At 42.0% G+C, this 16262-nt stretch carries 14 protein-coding genes; 4 read left to right on the forward strand and 10 right to left on the reverse strand.

All coding sequences use genetic code 11. The annotated features are described in order from the left end of the window. The first annotated feature begins 165 nt into the window (after positions 1–165). Together mutL and miaA are read left to right on the forward strand one after the other, a co-directional pair. Positions 166–1860: a DNA mismatch repair endonuclease MutL gene (gene mutL / locus THEIN_RS01725; RefSeq protein ID WP_013906969.1), complete on the forward strand. Its 1695-nt coding sequence runs from the start codon at positions 166–168 to the stop codon at positions 1858–1860. Then, complete coding sequence (miaA, locus tag THEIN_RS01730; RefSeq protein WP_013906970.1) at positions 1826–2785, forward strand: tRNA (adenosine(37)-N6)-dimethylallyltransferase MiaA; 960 nt, start codon at positions 1826–1828, stop codon at positions 2783–2785. Before mutL ends, miaA begins: the two co-directional genes overlap by 35 nt. Here miaA and THEIN_RS01735 read toward each other — a convergent pair. Further along, on the reverse strand, positions 2765–3613 hold the full coding sequence (locus tag THEIN_RS01735; RefSeq protein WP_013906971.1) for a GGDEF domain-containing protein: 849 nt from the start codon (positions 3611–3613) through the stop codon (positions 2765–2767). The genes miaA and THEIN_RS01735 overlap by 21 nt on opposite strands. Before the next feature lie 494 nt (positions 3614–4107). Continuing rightward, entirely contained in the window at positions 4108–4953 is an 846-nt protein-coding gene (locus THEIN_RS01740) for a damage-control phosphatase ARMT1 family protein (RefSeq protein ID WP_013906972.1), read from the reverse strand. Between the two features lie 254 nt (positions 4954–5207). Here THEIN_RS01740 and THEIN_RS01745 point away from each other — a divergent pair, with 254 nt between their 5' ends. Next, entirely contained in the window at positions 5208–5819 is a 612-nt protein-coding gene (locus THEIN_RS01745) for an HNH endonuclease (RefSeq protein ID WP_013906973.1), read from the forward strand. Positions 5820–6130: 311 nt separating this feature from the next. On the opposite strand, the gene THEIN_RS01750 is transcribed toward THEIN_RS01745, so the two are convergent. From THEIN_RS01750 to THEIN_RS01775, 6 genes are read right to left on the reverse strand one after another with little or no spacing between them, the layout of a single operon-like run. After that, entirely contained in the window at positions 6131–6592 is a 462-nt protein-coding gene (locus tag THEIN_RS01750; RefSeq protein WP_013906974.1) for a chemotaxis protein CheW, read from the reverse strand. Then, on the reverse strand, positions 6573–7502 hold the full coding sequence (locus THEIN_RS01755) for a DnaJ C-terminal domain-containing protein (protein ID WP_041434455.1): 930 nt from the start codon (positions 7500–7502) through the stop codon (positions 6573–6575). Before THEIN_RS01755 ends, THEIN_RS01750 begins: the two co-directional genes overlap by 20 nt. Next, positions 7499–10201 carry a hybrid sensor histidine kinase/response regulator gene (locus THEIN_RS01760; protein ID WP_013906976.1) on the reverse strand — a complete coding sequence of 901 codons (2703 nt, stop codon included), beginning with the start codon at positions 10199–10201 and terminating at the stop codon, positions 7499–7501. The genes THEIN_RS01755 and THEIN_RS01760 overlap by 4 nt, the downstream gene beginning before the upstream one ends. Before the next feature lie 58 nt (positions 10202–10259). After that, positions 10260–11078 carry a CheR family methyltransferase gene (locus THEIN_RS01765; protein WP_013906977.1) on the reverse strand — a complete coding sequence of 273 codons (819 nt, stop codon included), beginning with the start codon at positions 11076–11078 and terminating at the stop codon, positions 10260–10262. Next, the gene (locus THEIN_RS01770; RefSeq protein WP_013906978.1) at positions 11075–12160 is read right to left on the reverse strand and encodes a protein-glutamate methylesterase/protein-glutamine glutaminase; all 1086 of its coding nucleotides are present in this window, start codon (positions 12158–12160) and stop codon (positions 11075–11077) included. The genes THEIN_RS01765 and THEIN_RS01770 overlap by 4 nt, the downstream gene beginning before the upstream one ends. Then, the gene (locus tag THEIN_RS01775; protein WP_013906979.1) at positions 12157–12528 is read right to left on the reverse strand and encodes a response regulator; all 372 of its coding nucleotides are present in this window, start codon (positions 12526–12528) and stop codon (positions 12157–12159) included. Before THEIN_RS01775 ends, THEIN_RS01770 begins: the two co-directional genes overlap by 4 nt. Positions 12529–12686: 158 nt before the next feature. Between THEIN_RS01775 and acpS the strand changes: the two genes are divergently transcribed. Further along, the gene (gene acpS / locus THEIN_RS01780) at positions 12687–13061 is read left to right on the forward strand and encodes a holo-ACP synthase (protein WP_013906980.1); all 375 of its coding nucleotides are present in this window, start codon (positions 12687–12689) and stop codon (positions 13059–13061) included. Here the strand turns inward: acpS and THEIN_RS01785 are convergent. After that, positions 13058–14113: a phosphotransacetylase family protein gene (locus tag THEIN_RS01785; RefSeq protein WP_013906981.1), complete on the reverse strand. Its 1056-nt coding sequence runs from the start codon at positions 14111–14113 to the stop codon at positions 13058–13060. The two genes, acpS and THEIN_RS01785, sit on opposite strands and share 4 nt — an antisense overlap. Continuing rightward, complete coding sequence (locus THEIN_RS01790; protein ID WP_013906982.1) at positions 14110–16203, reverse strand: acetate--CoA ligase family protein; 2094 nt, start codon at positions 16201–16203, stop codon at positions 14110–14112. Before THEIN_RS01790 ends, THEIN_RS01785 begins: the two co-directional genes overlap by 4 nt. Positions 16204–16262: the final 59 nt, after the last annotated feature.

The following is a 16262-nucleotide window of genomic DNA, read 5'->3' on the forward strand; positions in this document are numbered from 1 at the left end:
GAGCCATCTACCATCAGCCATCAGCCATCTGCCATTTAGTCACTGCGAACCCGTAGGGCGAAGCAGTCTCTTGAAAGATATTATGGTCTCATTAAAAATTAAATTCTTACAGCAAGCTGTTTGCTACCTTCCTTTTTAACTATTAACATCTAACTTTGATTGATCATGGCGCGTATCAAGATTTTACCCGAAAACATAGCCAGAAAGATAGCCGCTGGCGAGGTTATAGAACGCCCAGCCTCGGTAGTCAAGGAACTTTGTGAAAATGCCTTTGACGCCCAGGCCAAACAAATAGAAGTAGAACTTGCCGATGGTGGACTTTCCCTAATTAGAGTAAGAGATAACGGCCTTGGTATGTCTCCTGAAGACTTAAAAGTCTGCTATCTTCCCCACGCTACCAGTAAAATTGAGACCGAAGAAGACCTTTTACGTATTAGGACTTGGGGTTTCAGAGGAGAAGCCCTTTCTAGCATTGCCGCTGTCTCCGAGCTTACTATTACTTCGCGTGAAAAAGAGGCCCTAATAGGAGCTAGGATAAAAATAAAGTTCGGTAAAGAAGTCTCTTTTGTGGAAAAAGGGCTAGCCCCAGGCACTATCGTTGAAGTTGTTAATCTTTTTGCCAATGTACCAGCCAGAAGGGCCTTCTTAAAAAGTCCGCGTGCGGAAACAGCAAGGGTAAATGAAATTGTAAAACTTATGGCCCTTGAAAACCCTCAAACTAATTTAAGCCTTAAAACTAAAGGTAAAATTCTTTTTGAATATAATTACAAGCTCGGGCGTTTAGGACTTTTAGCTGAATTTTCTGGTCTCAAAGCAGAAAATTTCCTAACAGAAGAAGTAGAAGTAAGAGACATCCGCTTAACTATTATCCTTTCTAAAAGTGAACATTTCTTTCCCACGGCAAGATATCTATATTTTCTGGTAAATAACCGAGTGGTCAAAGATAAGCTTATTTCTGCCGCCGCCTTTGAAGGCCTAAAAAGTGTTTATCCCAAAGGGCGCTATCCCGCCCTGCTCCTTGCCCTTACCCTTCCGCCTGAACAGGTGGACGTAAACGTACATCCAGCCAAATGGGAAGTACGCTTTCGCGAAGAACGCCGCCTTTTTGAACTAATTAAAAAAAGTCTTGAAAATCTATTTAAGCCTACTGTTTCCTTTGAAATCAAAACTAAAATTGAAGAAGACTTACCTATCTCATATGACCGTAAAACTACTTCAGAAGAAGACATCTGGTCCACTTCCAAAGTAGCTGAACCAGCGGAAAATATTTTTAAAAAACCCTCAACGTTATTTTCTAAAAATACGAGTTATCAAGTACTTTCTCGCTTCGGTAAAGAATTTTTTCTAATCCTTGCTGATGATGAACTTTATATATTTGATTACCACGCTGCTCATGAAAGGCTTCTTTTTGAACAATGGAAAAAGGAATTAAAAGATAATTTAAAAATTCAAGCCCTCCTCGTACCACAAGTGTTTTCCCTTACGGGAAAAAGTCTTGAAAGAGTGGAAATTCTTCTGCCTGTGCTTAATTCTCTTGGCTTTGAGATAGATTTTTTCGGAGAGGAAAAAATCATTTTAAGAAGCGTTCCGGCACTTTTAGGCGACTTTTCAAGAGAAGTTTTAGAAAAATTTCTGGCCGAAGAACTAAGTTTTTCTGCAGAAAATCTTTTGGAAGAAGTAATGGCAAGAATCTCATGTAAGGCTGCCCGCAAAGCCGGTGAAAAATTATCTTTTGAAGAAGTGCTTAATTTATTCATTGAAGTTAAAAATACCGGGCTTTCTAATTGCCCTCACGGAAGACCTCTTTATTGGAGAATTGGCCTTGATGAAGTGCGCCGCAAACTCGGACGAAAGATTTGAGCACAATATTCCTTTGATAGCCGTAGTGGGGCCCACAGGGGTAGGGAAAACCGAAGTAGGTATATTTTTAGGTGAACACCTGAATGGCGAAATCATAAACTATGATTCTGTCCAGGTATACCAGTTACTAAACATCGGGGCCGCCAAGCCAAGCAAGGAAGAACTTGCCCGAGTGCCACACCATTTGCTTGACTTTTTACCTCTTGATGAAAAATTTAACGCCGCTCGTTTTGTAGAGATGGCCGATCGGGTAATTAAAAAACTACACCACCAAAAAAAAATACCTATTTTGGTAGGCGGAACAGGACTTTACCTCAAGGCCCTGCTCCATGGTCTTTTCGAGGTGGGGGACACTTCTTCTGCCAGGAAAAAGTTAAAAGAAAGACTTAAAAAAGAAGGACTTAAGCCTCTTTACGAAGAACTCCTAAAAATTGACCCTACCTATGCCCAAAAAATAAGTCCTAGAGACTGGGTTCGCATCTTGCGGGCCCTAGAAATTTATTACACTACGGGAAAGCCCTTTTCGGAGCTTGCCAAAAAACACGCGTTTGCTAGAAGGCGGTATCCCTGTTTTAAAGTTGGCCTTAGTCTGCCGCGAGAAGAACTATATCGTCGCCTTGATCAGAGAGTTGATAAAATGCTTGAAGCTGGCCTTTTAGATGAAATTCGCGATATTCTAGCCAGAGGCTATTCTTCAGGGCTTAAGCCACTTAAATCCATTGGTTATAAACACATGATAGCCTATCTCAAAGGAGAATTAGCTTTCGAAGAAGCCGTACGCCTTATGAAGAGAGACACCAGACGCTATGCTAAAAGACAACTCACCTGGTTTAAAAAAGACCCTGAAGTAAAGTGGTTTCACCCAGAAGAAAAAGAAAAAATCCTTACCGAGGCCCAAAGATTTTTAAACTCGTATCGGTTTTAAAGACCCGTTTTCCTTACACCAGTACATAGAAAAATCCGCTCGCTCAAGGGCCTTCTCCAGATTGTCAGAGGCAATGATATTAGTAAGCCCTATGGAAAATTTTATCTGGTGAACTCCATCTGGAAACTTCATAGCAAAACCTTTTTCGTATAATTCTTCAGCAAAGGAAGTAAACTTATCAAGGGTAACCCCTACAATTACCGCACAAAACTCATCACCATGGAGCCGGCAGGGAAAGTCTTTGGGTTTGAGGTTTCGCCTTAACACCTCAGCAAAGGCTATAAGGGCCCGGTCCCCCCATTTATGGCCGTATTTATCGTTAATAGACTTAAATTTATCTAAATCAAAATAGCAAAGCAGATAGTCCTCTTCAAAGATGTTAGCGATTACTACTTCGTAAAAAAACTTCTCAAGGGCGTTTTTATTCCAGAGAAAAGTTAGTTTATCCCGCAAAAAACTCTCTTTTAAGAAAGAAAGCTCCTGTTCAAGCTCTTCTATGCGGCGAATGTAATTGGCGATCTTGTTAATTTCTTCGGCGATGCCAATACGGCCTGCCAAATGAGGATCAAGCTTTTCAAGAAGAGAATTAAAAAGCCCTTTCCCTTCAATTAAGAGATTCAAAATATAATTGTCTTTCTTCTTGACTTTGGTAGCCGCATAAAAGGCATCGGCATATTGAGGAGGGAAAGGAACTTTCTTGGCCCGTTGAAGCTCAAGAAAAGCAATCCAAGCTGCTAAAAGGGATTCTCTTTCGGCCTTGAGTTTTTCTTCGAAACCTGAAGCCTCTGTTGCTTTGGGAACAATTTCTTCTCTAGCGCCTTCAAACATACCCGCCCCTTTCAACAGTTTATTTATTTTATCGTCTATTGTCAGGAAAAACTTAAAAATTTATTTAAAGTTATAACTATTCTTTATTGTTGGAACAATTGAAAGATTGAGATCACCGACCGCGTGCCTCATTGCTAGGCGCAGCCTCGTAATGACTCGTTCTCAGTCTAACGGTGAGCCTTTACCTCCGTTGTCACTGCGAGCACCTAGCATATTTGTCACTGCGAGCGGAGCGAAGCAGTCTCAGAGATTACTTCGTCGGCGCTACGCGCCTCCTCGTAATGACCCGGTTGGGCCACTTCGTCGGCAATACTGGTATCCTCGCGTGTATAAGTAAGTGAGAAGTGACAATTATTTACCATCAGCCATTAGCTATTAGCCATCAGCCACCAGCCATCGGCCTCCACCATGTAGTCACTGCGAGCCCGTATGGGCGAAGCAGTCTCTTAAATAAACATTTTACAAAGGTCTCATGAAATGTCAGCAGCCATAGATTATTCCATTAAAAAAACTACGTAACTTTTGTGGGGAACTTTTAAGGCTGTAGCTACTGGCACACATTTGGCACAGAGCAAAAAAGCAATTTCTTCTCTTCCCGGTTTCATACTCAAAGTTTCAAAATGGCCCATGCCTTTAGCCAAAACCAGATCGGCATTTAAATAAAGTTTTTTGAACTCCTCTGAGGCATAATCTAGATCAAGCCCTACCATCTCAGCTCCAGTAGCGATCACTTTGGCCGGTATTTTGAGATGTAGTTTTTCAAGGTCAGAAAGAGATAGGTCATTTTGAATGGGTTTAGGCTTAACGGCGTAATAAATCTCGTATCCCCTCTGAGAAAACCACTTAAGTAATGGTAAATCAAAAAAAACTTCGCCAGCATTATCGGTAAGCAAAATAATAGTTTGAGATTGTTTAAGGCGATTTTCTATTTCGATTACGTGGTCAATAGCCAGCGTTAGACCAGTTTTAAGGACTTCTTCTATATCTTCTGGCGGACGAAAAAAATCTATCGTATTGCCTAAAAGAGAAAAGATTAATCGTTTTCTAAAGCTATCTTCAAAATCTTTCCCGTATCTTTGAAAAATATCTCGGCTTATATCTATCTCTCTAGTCTTCAAAGGCGCATAGGGGTCTTCATTTTGACAATAATTTTTTATGCGGCAGTGAAGCTTAGAAGCTATTAACGGAGGAGACGTGCTTTCATCATAAATCTCATCAAGCCAGGAAAGGGCTAAAGTAAGCTTTTCGTGGTCCTCACCACAGGCAAACCCCATGGCCTGTTTGACTAAATTCTCTAAACAAGGACGACAATATTCAGGAATCTGTTTAAATGTAATCACTTTAACCTGCCAAAATTATTTTTACTTTTCTCTCTTTTGAGTTTAAGAAAACCCTTCGCCTTGGCGGACGTCCCTTTGGAAAAAACTTTACCTGTATTATAGCGGACATCCTGCAAAACACCTAATTCTCTATCTAAAAATTTTGCCTGTCCTTAATTGTCCTAATTGTTACATTTTTTGAACGTTTTCTTCAGAGAATGACAAAAAATATTTTTTGAGTTAGATTATCTACAAAATTAACTTTAGGTGGTTGCTTGAGTAGTAACGGAAGTATCCTAAGCGAAAAGGTCTTAGTGCTTAACCGTAGTTATCAAGCAGTACAGATCACTACGGTACAAAGGGCTATTTGTCACCTAGTAAAAGGAACAGCCAAAGTAATTACTCCTGATTGGACCACCCATACTTTAGAAGAGTGGATTCTTGCCTCGCAATTTTATGCTAACGGCAATGGACATCGTTTTATAAGGAGCCCTAATCTTTCCTTCTTAGCCCCAGACGCCATTTATCTCACCACTTATGACCGCCTTCCTCGCGTTGAAGTGGTTTTTTCGCGGGCTAATCTTATGATGAGAGATCGTTATACCTGCCAATATTGTGGCAAAAGTGTTAAAAATCCTAAAGACCGCACTATTGACCACATCATCCCCCGTTCCCGTGGAGGCAAAACCACCTGGGAAAATGTAGTACTTTGTTGCCGCAAATGTAATATTAAGAAAGGCAACCGCACGCCAGAAGAAGCCGGTATGAAACTACTTTCAAAACCTAAGGCCCCACGCTGGGAAAGCCTCATTATGGAAGATTTCCCTAAAGAAAAACAAAAAGTCTGGCGTCATTTCCTTGATTTTGCCGGCCTTATAGAATTTTAATTAAACTTTATTTGAGACTTTACAAAATGCCATACTTAAGAGACTGCTTCGCCCATACGGGCTCGCAGTGACTACATGGTGGAGGCCGATGGCTGGTGGCTGATGGCTAATAGCGGAAAAGACTGCTTCGCTCCGCTCACAGTAACTAAATGGTAGATGGCAGATGGCTGATGGTAGATGGCTCTCACTTCTCACTTATATTTACGAGGAGCCCCCGCAGGGCCGACGAAGTGGCCCAGCAAGGTCATTGAGAGCCACAAAGTGCCGAAGCAAAGCTCTCGCGAGGTGACATAGTCGCCGTGGCGATCAATCTAAACTTTAAACAATTTTTCAGAATCAAGAATTACTAAAAGTCTATCAGGAAGCTTGGATACATTTTTTACAAAATCAGTATCAATACCTTCTATTACCTCTGGTGGTTCTTCTATTTGAGAAATTGGTATTTCAAGCACATCACCAATTTGTTCTACCAAGAGGCTTAGGGGTTCTTCTTCTCGGCCCACAATTACGTTATGATTGGCTTCTCGTTCTCTCTTAAGCCCAATCCTTTGGGCCAGATCAATAGCTGTAAGTATTTGACCACGCAGATTAATTATTCCGCTCACGTAATTAGGAGCTTGTGGTACTGGTGTGATATCAAGGGAACGATTAATCTCCACTACCTCTTCCACCGGCAAAGCAAACAAAAAATCTGCTAACCAAAAAGTAATAAAAAGTTTAGTTTTTTCAGATACTATACTTTTTTCCTGTTTTTCAGGAGTTGGTAGGCTCATCTTTTACCTCCTTCATTATTTCCTTTATTTCTTTAAGTTTTTGGCATACTATTTTCGGCAAATTTTCTGGAAAATAGACCTCAAATTTAACTAATAAATCATCTCGAGAACCATCAGATAAATAAGCCCCTCTCTTTGGTAAGGTCACACAATATGTTTGCGAAAAGTTTTCAGGAATCTTTATCGTTTCAGGACCTTCAAGGGTACAGATAGAAATTTCTTCTTTTAAGGCTGCCTCCCAAAAAGGAACTCTAACTTTTAGAACTAAAGTTTCTCCCTCAAAATAAAAGCCACAAGACTCATGGACTTGGAGCTCAAAATAAAGATCCACCCGGGCTTCAACTTTTTCTGCTGGTAAATAAAGAATATCTCCAGGTCGCGCTCCCAAAGGAAGTTTAAGTGTTATTTCCATGTCTTGAGCTATAGCTCCTTTTCCTCGGCAGTGGGGGCATAAATCAAGCCATTTAACACCTTTACCTTCACAATGGGGGCACGAAATCGCTATATTCTTATCGTTCAAAAAAATTTGTCCCTTTCCTTTACAAACTTCACACGTAATTTTACGACCTGACAAATCTTTTCCTTTTCCCTGACAAGCCTCACATTTAACTGGAGGACCTGGCACCGCAACCACTACTTCAGCCCCTAGGGCCAACTCTTTAGCCGTTACATCTAAGAAAGAAAAAACATAATTCCCTTGTCCGGGCCGTTTTTTTACAATTTCAAGGGAAGGGCTTAAGTGTTTCTTTTTTAAAAATTCATAAGAACGCTTAAGCTCCCGAAAGGCTTTTTCTTCTCCTCCTCTGTCAGGATGAAGGAGACGGGCCTTACGCCTGAAGGCCCGTTTTATCTCTTCTGGTTTTGCTCCAGGAGATATTCCTAAAATACGATATGGATCAAAAGCCATCATGCTGCCTGCGCTTCTTCTTTTTTCCTTTTTAATAGCTCAGCTAAAGATTCAAGTACTCTGCTTCTTTCAAGTTTCACCTGATATTCGTCAATTCCAGCTTCAAGACCTCGGCGTCGGTCTTCATCACTAGCCAAAGAAGTAAGGGCTATAATCGGAAGATTGGCAAAGCGTTCGTCACTTCGCACTTGCTTGGCCAGTTCAATACCGGTCATCCTTGGCATTTCAATATCAGTAATCAGCACGTCAAAAGAGTCTTTCTGGAGTTTTTCCCAGGCATCCAGGCCATCAGTAGCAGTTTCTACTTCATAACCAGAGGAAGCCAAATAATTGGCAATCATTTGACGGAAAAATGGAGAATCCTCGGCCAGAAGTACTCGATAAGGTCTATCATCTTGAGGGACAACTTTTACGAAGAAATAGGGATCATGCATTTCAATGATCTTGTAAACATCTAAGAAAAGCGTCGTACGGTCTTTAATAATCGCCGAACCTAAAACCCCTTCAATTTGATAGAGTTTTTCGTCAAGATCTATTTTAGTTTGGATACTATCTACGATACGGGACACTAAAAGGGCTACCTCGTTTTCACCCTCAGCAAATACCAACAAATGATATTCTTCCTGTTCAGGCAAGGGTTGTATAGGCAGGAAGTTTTCAAGCCGAATAATCGGCATACTACGCCCACGATATTGAATAATCTCTTTACCACCGACAAACTCAAGTTTATCAGCTGAAATCTTGTCTAAACGAGCCACTAAAGCCAAGGGAATGGCAAATTGTTCTTCAGGAGCTACATTGAAGAGTAAAATGAATTGCTGATCATCTTCGGTGAATGTTTCGCTTACTATCGTTTCTTTAGCACGATCTACATCCTCGGTCTTAAGGCCAATTTTTCTAGAAATGCCAACTACATCAAGAATAAGAGCCATTTTTCCGTCACCCATGATGGTCGCCCCGGCAAAAATGGAAAGGTCTTTGAAATGCTTACCAAGGGGCTTTACTACTATCTCTTCAGAATCCCATATCTCATCTACCACCAGCCCAAAGTCCATAGCCCCACTAGTAAGAATCACGAGACTTTCTTCTTTATGATTTTCCTCACTGGGTTGTACGCCAAGAATTTTAGAGAGCCTGATTATGGGGACCATCTCTCCTCTCAATCTAAAGAATTCAGAATTACCAATCTGATGGATATTTTTACGGGTCTCCTCTGAAAGGCCTACCAGTTCTCTCAAGCTTACTTGAGGGATAGCGTAACGTTGACTATTACAGGTAACCACCAAGGCGGGGATAATGGCAAGAGTAAGCGGAATCTTTAGTCTAACAGTTGTTCCTGCCCCAAGTACAGACTGAATATCTATACTTCCACCAAGTTTTTCTACGTTAGTTTTAACTACATCCATGCCCACACCACGGCCAGAAATGTTAGTGACCTTTTCCGCCGTGGAAAAACCAGGCCTAAAAATCAGGGCCAAAGCCTCTCGATCACTTAATTTTTCGGCCTCAGAAGGAGAAATTAAGCCTTTTTCAATGGCCTTTTGTTTTACCTTTTCAACGTCTATACCTCGGCCGTCATCTTCAATTTCTATAACTACTTGGCCCCCTTCATGATAAGCTCGAAGAATCAGCGTACCAGCAGGAGGTTTACCTACCTGAACTCTAATGTCAGGATCTTCGATACCATGGTCAATAGAGTTACGCACTAAGTGGGTTAGTGGGTCTTTTATGGCATCAATGATAGAACGGTCTAGCTCAGTATCAGCCCCCTCTATGCGCAAAGTAACTTTCTTCCCTGTTGAACGGGCAAGGTCTCGCACTATGCGAGGGAACTTATTGAACACATTACCAATAGGCTGCATGCGCGTCTTCATTATCTTTTCTTGAAGCTCAGTAGTTACTAAAGAAAGATTTTGCGTGGCGTTTTGAAGCTCTGAGTCGCTTAGTCTGGAGGCAATTTGCACCAGCCTGTTTCTGGAAAGAACAAGCTCTCCAGCCAGATTCATAAGCTGGTCAAGAAGTTTGACATCTACTCGTACATGAGTCTCAGTAAGCTGGACATGAGGAGTTTTATCTGTTTTTGGAGTTGCTTTTTCTTTTTTCTCTGGCTCCTTCTTGGGGGCTGGAACTTTGGCCTCAGCTTCTTTTTGGGGCTGTTCTTCAGGTTGGGTTTTTTCTTTCTCGGAAGTCTTTTCAGATTTAGGTTGTTCTTCGGTTTTAGCTTTTTCTTCAGGAGAAGTCTCGGAAGCCTCTTCCGCCTTCGCTTCCTGAGATGGCTTTTTATCCTCCCCTCCCCCTTCAGCTCTTTTGGCCACTTTTTCGGCAAAATTTCGCAAATCCACCAGAAATTCAAGATAGGTATCATCTATAGGTTCTTTCCCTGTTTCTTCAAGGGCGGCAATTATGGCCTTAATGTAATCCACCGACTTTAGTAACACGTCTATAGTTTCTTCATCAGCTACAACTAATCCGTCACGAAGTTTGGCCAGGATATCTTCAGCAAAGTGGGCAATGGCTTCTAAAGTTTTAAAACCAAAGAAGCCAGCTGTTCCTTTGATAGTGTGAATAGTTCTAAAAATACTTGATAAAAGCTCTTTGTCTTCTGGCCGCTGCTCAAGTTCAACAAATTCTTCATCTAAACGTTCTAAATTTTCTTTAGCCTCGGTAATAAAGTCCTTTAGGACATCTTCTTCAAAACTCATAACTTCCTCCTTATTAAAGGCCTTTCTTCCTACTATTCGTTAAGAAACAGAAAAAACTTTAACCTTCCCACTGATAGCAAATAGTCCTTCCGATAATCTTGCGTTTAAAACCCTGAGGAAGCCCCTGTGGACTTTCAGTAGCACCTAAAAACAAATAACCTTTAGGTTTCATCACCCGACTAATATTTTTTAAGACCTTGGCTTTTATTTCTGGAGAGAAATAAATGAGCACGTAACGGCAAAAGACTACGTCAAACTTACCAAGCGTAGGTGGGAAGGGTTCTACCAGATTTAACTTGCGAAATTGAATCATACGACGGATCTTATCCTGAACCTTCCACTTGGCCCCGTTTTGCTTGAAATACTTAACCAAAAAGGTAACAGGAAGCCCACGGTTTACTTCTATCTGTGAGTACTCACCCTTCTGACCTTTTTTAAGGGCCTCCTGAGATATATCCGTAGCAAGAATCTGGATACGCCAAGAAAGCAGATCAGGAAAATACTCGTGAATGAGCATGGCCAAACTGTAAGGCTCCTGACCGGTTGAAGCCGCTGCCGACCAGAATCGTAGCTCTTTTTCCTTTTCCCTTAGCTTCTTTAACTCAGGAATTACCACTTTACGTAAGGCCTCAAAGGGATGCTGGTCTCTAAAAAAATAGGTCTCATTAGTGGTCATGGCCTCAATAATTTCGTCGCGAAGCTGAGGGGTAAGACGTTTTGAGGCCACCTGATATAATTGATCCACATCACGATAATTAAGGGCCCTAGCAAGTTCCCTTAAGCGGCTTTCAATAAGGTATGTCTTTTCTTCCTTTAAAACTATACCGCTATGCTTAAAAACCAAATCTGCAAAAAAACGATATACTTCGGGTCTCATGCTACCTTCCGTTGCAAGAATATTTTCTGAAGAAATAAAGGTATTTCTTGAAGGGGCAGCACATAATCAGCAAGACCGGCTTCAACTACCGCCCTTGGCATACCGTAAACCGTAGAAGTAGCTTCATCCTGAGCCACAATAAGAGCTCCGGCCTCTTTCAAAACCATGGCTCCTGCAAGACCATCCTGCCCCATTCCTGTAAGCACCATGGCCACACTTCGGCCTCCGTAAACTTTAGCTACTGAGCGAAAAAGAACATCTACTGCAGGACGACAGCTATTTTCAGGAGGGCCTTTGTGCAAGTGTATGACCTTAGCCACCCCTCGCTTAACTACCTCCATATGTTGATCACCCGGGGCAATAAATACCTTTCCAGGCCCTACCGGCACGCCAGCCTGAGCTTCAATGACCTTCAAAGATGAAAGTTGATCAAGTCTTGCGGCCAGCTGAGCTGTAAAAAGGGGCGGCATGTGCTGCACAATAAGAATAGGAACTGGAAAGCCCGCCGGAAGTTTGGGAATTATTTCGGAAAGGGCTTTAGGCCCTCCAGTAGAAACACCAATGGCCACTACTTCTCTTCTTCCAACAATAGGCCTTCGAGGAACGGCTCTTACCGCTGGTTTAACTACTGAAGGCCTTGAAGGGAGTGGCCTTGCCGGTGTTACTGGTTTAGTTACTCTAGGAACAGCTGTTTTTATTTTTGGGATGAGCTCTTCTTTTATGCGCTTAATACTTTCATTTAAAGAACTGGTAGAAGGTTTGGTGACAAAATCAAAGGCCCCTAAAGACAAAGCCTTTATAGTTTCTTTAGCGCCTTTTTCCGTAAGAGTGGAAAACATTATTACCTGAATCTTAGGATAAAGGCGCTTGAGCTTCTCTAAAGCCGTAAGCCCATCCATAACAGGCATTTCGATGTCAAGAGTAATTACTTCAGGGCGCAAGAGCCTGGCTTTATCAATAGCTTCCTTGCCGTTTGAAGCTGTGCCAACCAGTTCAATGTCAGGGTCAGCTCTTAGAGCCTCAGAAATAAGGCGACGAATAAGGGGGCTGTCATCCACTATCAGAACACGAATCTTTCTCACAGGGCTTCCTCCATAAGCCAACGGATCTTGGACTCAAGCATTTCTTGATCAAAAGGTTTCATAAGATACTCGTTAGCTCCGGCCATAATGGCGTCAATTACGCTTTTTTCCTGGTTTTCAGTAGTGACCATCATAATCTTTACGTTATTCCAGCGTGGGTCCTGGCGAACGGTCTTTAAAAATTCGTAGCCATTCATCACTGGCATGTGCCAGTCAAGGAGAATAAGGGCGACATCGGGATTTTCCTCAAGCACCTGAAGGGCCTCTTTTCCATTAGCAGCTTCAAGAACTTCATAACCCATGCCTAGTAAATAACGTTTTTCGATTTGCCTGATGGATTTTGAGTCATCAACCACCAGTACTTTCATAATCTATCTCCTAAAGGTCTTTGACCAGATGTCTCTTCTATCTTCGGCAAAAAGAGGGAGTTTCTTAAAAAATTTTTAGTTGATGGCTAACGGTTAATAGTGAATGGTTATAAAATCTGTTCTGCTAACCAAAACTAAAAAATTCTTGGGAGTTCATTATGATAATTGGCCTAGGAATTGACCTGGTAGAAGTTCCACGCATAGAAAAAGTGCTTACCAAGCACCAGAAAAGATTTTTAAACAGAATTCTTACTGAGAAAGAAAAAAATGCTATTTCTCGCAAAAGATTCATAGCTACTTATGTAGCGGCTTATTTTGCCACTAAAGAAGCTTGCTCCAAGGCTCTTGGCACCGGGCTTCGCGGCGTTTCCTGGAAAGAAATGGAACTTCTTCACGAACCTTCAGGAAAACCTTTTATGAGACTACACGGCCGCGCTTTGGAACGATTCAAATTTTTGGGTGGTAAAAGAATACACGTTTCCCTTTCTCACGAAAGACTTTACGCCACCGCCATAGTTATAATTGAAGATTAGCTTACGAATTCGGCTAATTTGTCGTAATCAAGGGAGCGAGCCGTTATTTCAAAGGCACAGGAAAGCTTTTCTGGATGGCGTATGCGAGCCTGCCCAGGAAGGCGTTCAGTGCGTCTGGCCACCGAATAGGTATCTTCTTTCGCAATAAGAATGGCTACCTGTTTCTCTTCTGCTCTGGCTAAAATTATTTCGTTAGGATAAAGACCACCAGTTAAGATGAGACAAACCGCTCCAGTTTCAATAGCCGCTAGCTGAATATCTGAGCGATCTCCTCCCACAATAACACCAAAATTTGAAAGCTTACGAAAATATTGAATGGCTTTATCCACTTGCATACCACCAATGAGGAAACTTTCCACCAGGCGGTCTTCAGCGGTATGGCCCAAAAGGCGAGCCCCAAGGTATTCCCTTAAGTCTTTCACAGAAACAGCAGCTAACTTGTTATGATGAGGGATTTCTCCAAGAATCTCTATTCCCTTTTTCTCTAGATAAGGCTTTATGAGATCTTGATAGTTATAAAGGTGCTCTTCACGTATGTCATTAAAAATCACACCGAGTTTTTGTTCTGGAAATTCTTGAGCCGCTTGCAAAATGTAATCTACCACGTATTCTCCCTCGTAGCGTACTACTAAACATATGTGAGCATTTAGGCTTTTGGCTAGATCAACACCAGAGATCCCCAAAAATTTTCCTGAGTAAAGACTTCCGTATCCACCCAGTAATAAGACATCAGCCTCTTTTTGTGCCTCTTCACAAAAAGTCAAAACTTGAGGCATAAGAGCTTCTAATTCGCCTTTAAAGCCTTTCACCACTGTATCTTGCGTAAGAATTACGGCTGAAAGCTTATCAAGGGGGACATCAAGCTCAAAAACCTTTGCCAGAAAAGCGGCGTCATCGTCAACAATATAACCATTTTGATAAACAGGCCGGTTTCCAACAGGTTTGCGATAAGAAAAAGGAATATTTTTTTTCTTAAAAAATTGGCCAAGCCCCAAGAGGGCCAATGTTTTGCCAGAAAAACCTGAGGTTGAACAAACATAAACAATACTCATTTTTCTCCCCCTAAACTTAAGCGGGCATCAACGGCTATGGTTTTGGAGCCCTTAGGGCCAACAATCAATGGGTTTACTTCCCCCTCACTTAGCTCAGGAAAATCAGAAACAAGCTGACCCATGGCCACTATGGAACGCGCTAGAGCATTCATATCAACTTCTGGTTCGCCTCTTATACCTTTAAGCACTGGATAAGCTTTAATTTCCCTAATCATTTCAAGGGCCTCTTCTTTACTCAAAGGCGCCAGGTTAAAAGTCACGTCTTTCATAACTTCTACGTATATGCCTCCTAGGCCGAACATTACCATGGGGCCAAATTGAGGGTCTCTCAAGAAACCTACGATAACTTCTTTGCCTTTAGGGACCATCTCCTGGACTATAACCCCTAAAACTGAGATACCTGGCAGGCGTTTACGGACATTGATGATCATTTCCTGGAAAGCTTTTACTAGTTCTTCATCATTTTTAATATTAAGCCTTACGCCGCCAATATCAGTTTTGTGTTGCACCTGTGGGGAAGCAACTTTTAAGACCACAGGGTATCCTATAACTTTGGCCGCTAAAAGGGCTTCATCCGTAGTGCGCGCCAGCAAACTTTTGGGAAAAGCAAAACCATAGGCTTCTAGAAGCTGTTTTACTTCATGATCAAGAAAATGGTTACGCCCCTCTAAACGTAAAGTTTGTAAAACTTGAGCCGCTTTTTCAAAATCTACTTTAAGGCGCTTGATTTTAACCGGCGGCCTTTTTCGTCTGTACTCATAAATCCACGCTTTTTCAAAAGCAGAGACCGCCTCTTCGGGAAATTCATAATGAGGTATATGTTTTTTCAAAAGATGAGACCTGGCTTTTCTAACACTTTCCTCACCTATAAAACAGGCGGCAAGTGGCTTAATATCTTTTTTATCAGAAAGTATTCGAGCCACCGCTTCAGGGTCCACCATAGCTGTACGCGAAAGGATAACCAAAAGGCCGTTTAGGCTTTTATCTTCAAGAAGAAGGGACAAGGTCTTTTCGTAACGTTCAGCATCAGAATCACCAGTAATGTCAACGGGATTATAAAACGAAGCATAGGGCGGCAAGACTTTTCGTAATTTTTCCACCGTCTCGGTGGGAAGGGTTGGAAGCTCAAGAGAAGATTTTTCGCAGGCATCGGCAGCAACAATGCCTGGGCCACCAGAGTTAGTAAGTATGCCAAGATAAGGGCCAGACATCGGTGGGTTACAGGCAAAGAAAAGGCCAAGATTGAAAAACTCTCTTAGTGTTTGCGCCCTGATAATCCTTGCTCTTTTTACCGAGGCTGAAAAAGCCTCTTCAGAACCAGCAAGGGACCCGGTATGTGATGAAGCCGCCCTTGCCCCTGCAGCCGTTGTGCCGCTTTTAAAGATTATCACAGGTTTTTTACGAGAAACCTCGGCCGCTACTTCGGTAAAGGCGCGTCCATCTTCAATGCCTTCAAGATAGCCCATTATAATTTCCGTATGAGGGTCTTCTGCAAGAGCCCTTAAACATTCTATTTCAGAAATATCAGCCTTATTACCTAAACTAACAAAACGAGAAAGGCCTATTTTTTGTGCTCGTGACCACTCTAGTACCGCCAGACATAAAGCCCCTGACTGTGAAAAAAAGCCGATCTTGCCTTTAAGAGGCTTCAAAGCAGCAAAGGTTGCGTTTAAATGCGAATAGGTATCAAGAATCCCCAGACAGTTAGGCCCTATAACCCGAATTCCGTAATTTCTGGCCTCTTTAACGAGCTCTTGCTCAAGTTTCGCCCCTTCACGGCCCATCTCTTTAAAACCAGAGGAAAGCACCACCGCCCCTTTTATGCCTTTCTGGCCACAAAGAGAAATAACTTCGGGAACAAAAGAGGCTCGCACGGCCACAATGGCAAGATCTACTTTTTGGGGAAGGTCTTTGATAGAAGGATACACTTTAAGCCCTAAAATCTCCTGGGCTTTGGGATTTACTGGATATATGGCCCCAGGAAACTTGAAATCTAAAAGATTTTTTAAGACATCATGGCCAACCTTTCCCGGTTCCCTGGAAGCCCCTACAACGGCAATGGCCCTTGGTTTAAAAAAGAAATCTAACAATTTACGCCTCACGAAGTTTTAATTAATGATCGGCAATTTGAAAGGGCCAGTCAAGCAAA

This window comes from Thermodesulfatator indicus DSM 15286, assembly GCF_000217795.1.
Classification (GTDB): Bacteria; Desulfobacterota; Thermodesulfobacteria; order Thermodesulfobacteriales; family Thermodesulfatatoraceae; genus Thermodesulfatator; species Thermodesulfatator indicus.

What these genes read in the sequence shown, in the direction of transcription:
- mutL (WP_013906969.1), top strand. Translation starts at nt 166, where the DNA reads ATGGCGCGTATCAAGATTTTACCCGAAAACATAGCCAGAAAGATAGCC.
- miaA (WP_013906970.1), top strand. Translation starts at nt 1,826, where the DNA reads ATGAAGTGCGCCGCAAACTCGGACGAAAGATTTGAGCACAATATTCCT.
- THEIN_RS01735 (WP_013906971.1), bottom strand. Translation starts at nt 3,613, where the DNA reads ATGTTTGAAGGCGCTAGAGAAGAAATTGTTCCCAAAGCAACAGAGGCT.
- THEIN_RS01750 (WP_013906974.1), bottom strand. Translation starts at nt 6,592, where the DNA reads ATGAGCCTACCAACTCCTGAAAAACAGGAAAAAAGTATAGTATCTGAA.
- THEIN_RS01755 (WP_041434455.1), bottom strand. Translation starts at nt 7,502, where the DNA reads ATGATGGCTTTTGATCCATATCGTATTTTAGGAATATCTCCTGGAGCA.
- THEIN_RS01760 (WP_013906976.1), bottom strand. Translation starts at nt 10,201, where the DNA reads ATGAGTTTTGAAGAAGATGTCCTAAAGGACTTTATTACCGAGGCTAAA.
- THEIN_RS01765 (WP_013906977.1), bottom strand. Translation starts at nt 11,078, where the DNA reads ATGAGACCCGAAGTATATCGTTTTTTTGCAGATTTGGTTTTTAAGCAT.
- THEIN_RS01775 (WP_013906979.1), bottom strand. Translation starts at nt 12,528, where the DNA reads ATGAAAGTACTGGTGGTTGATGACTCAAAATCCATCAGGCAAATCGAA.
- acpS (WP_013906980.1), top strand. Translation starts at nt 12,687, where the DNA reads ATGATAATTGGCCTAGGAATTGACCTGGTAGAAGTTCCACGCATAGAA.
- THEIN_RS01785 (WP_013906981.1), bottom strand. Translation starts at nt 14,113, where the DNA reads ATGAGTATTGTTTATGTTTGTTCAACCTCAGGTTTTTCTGGCAAAACA.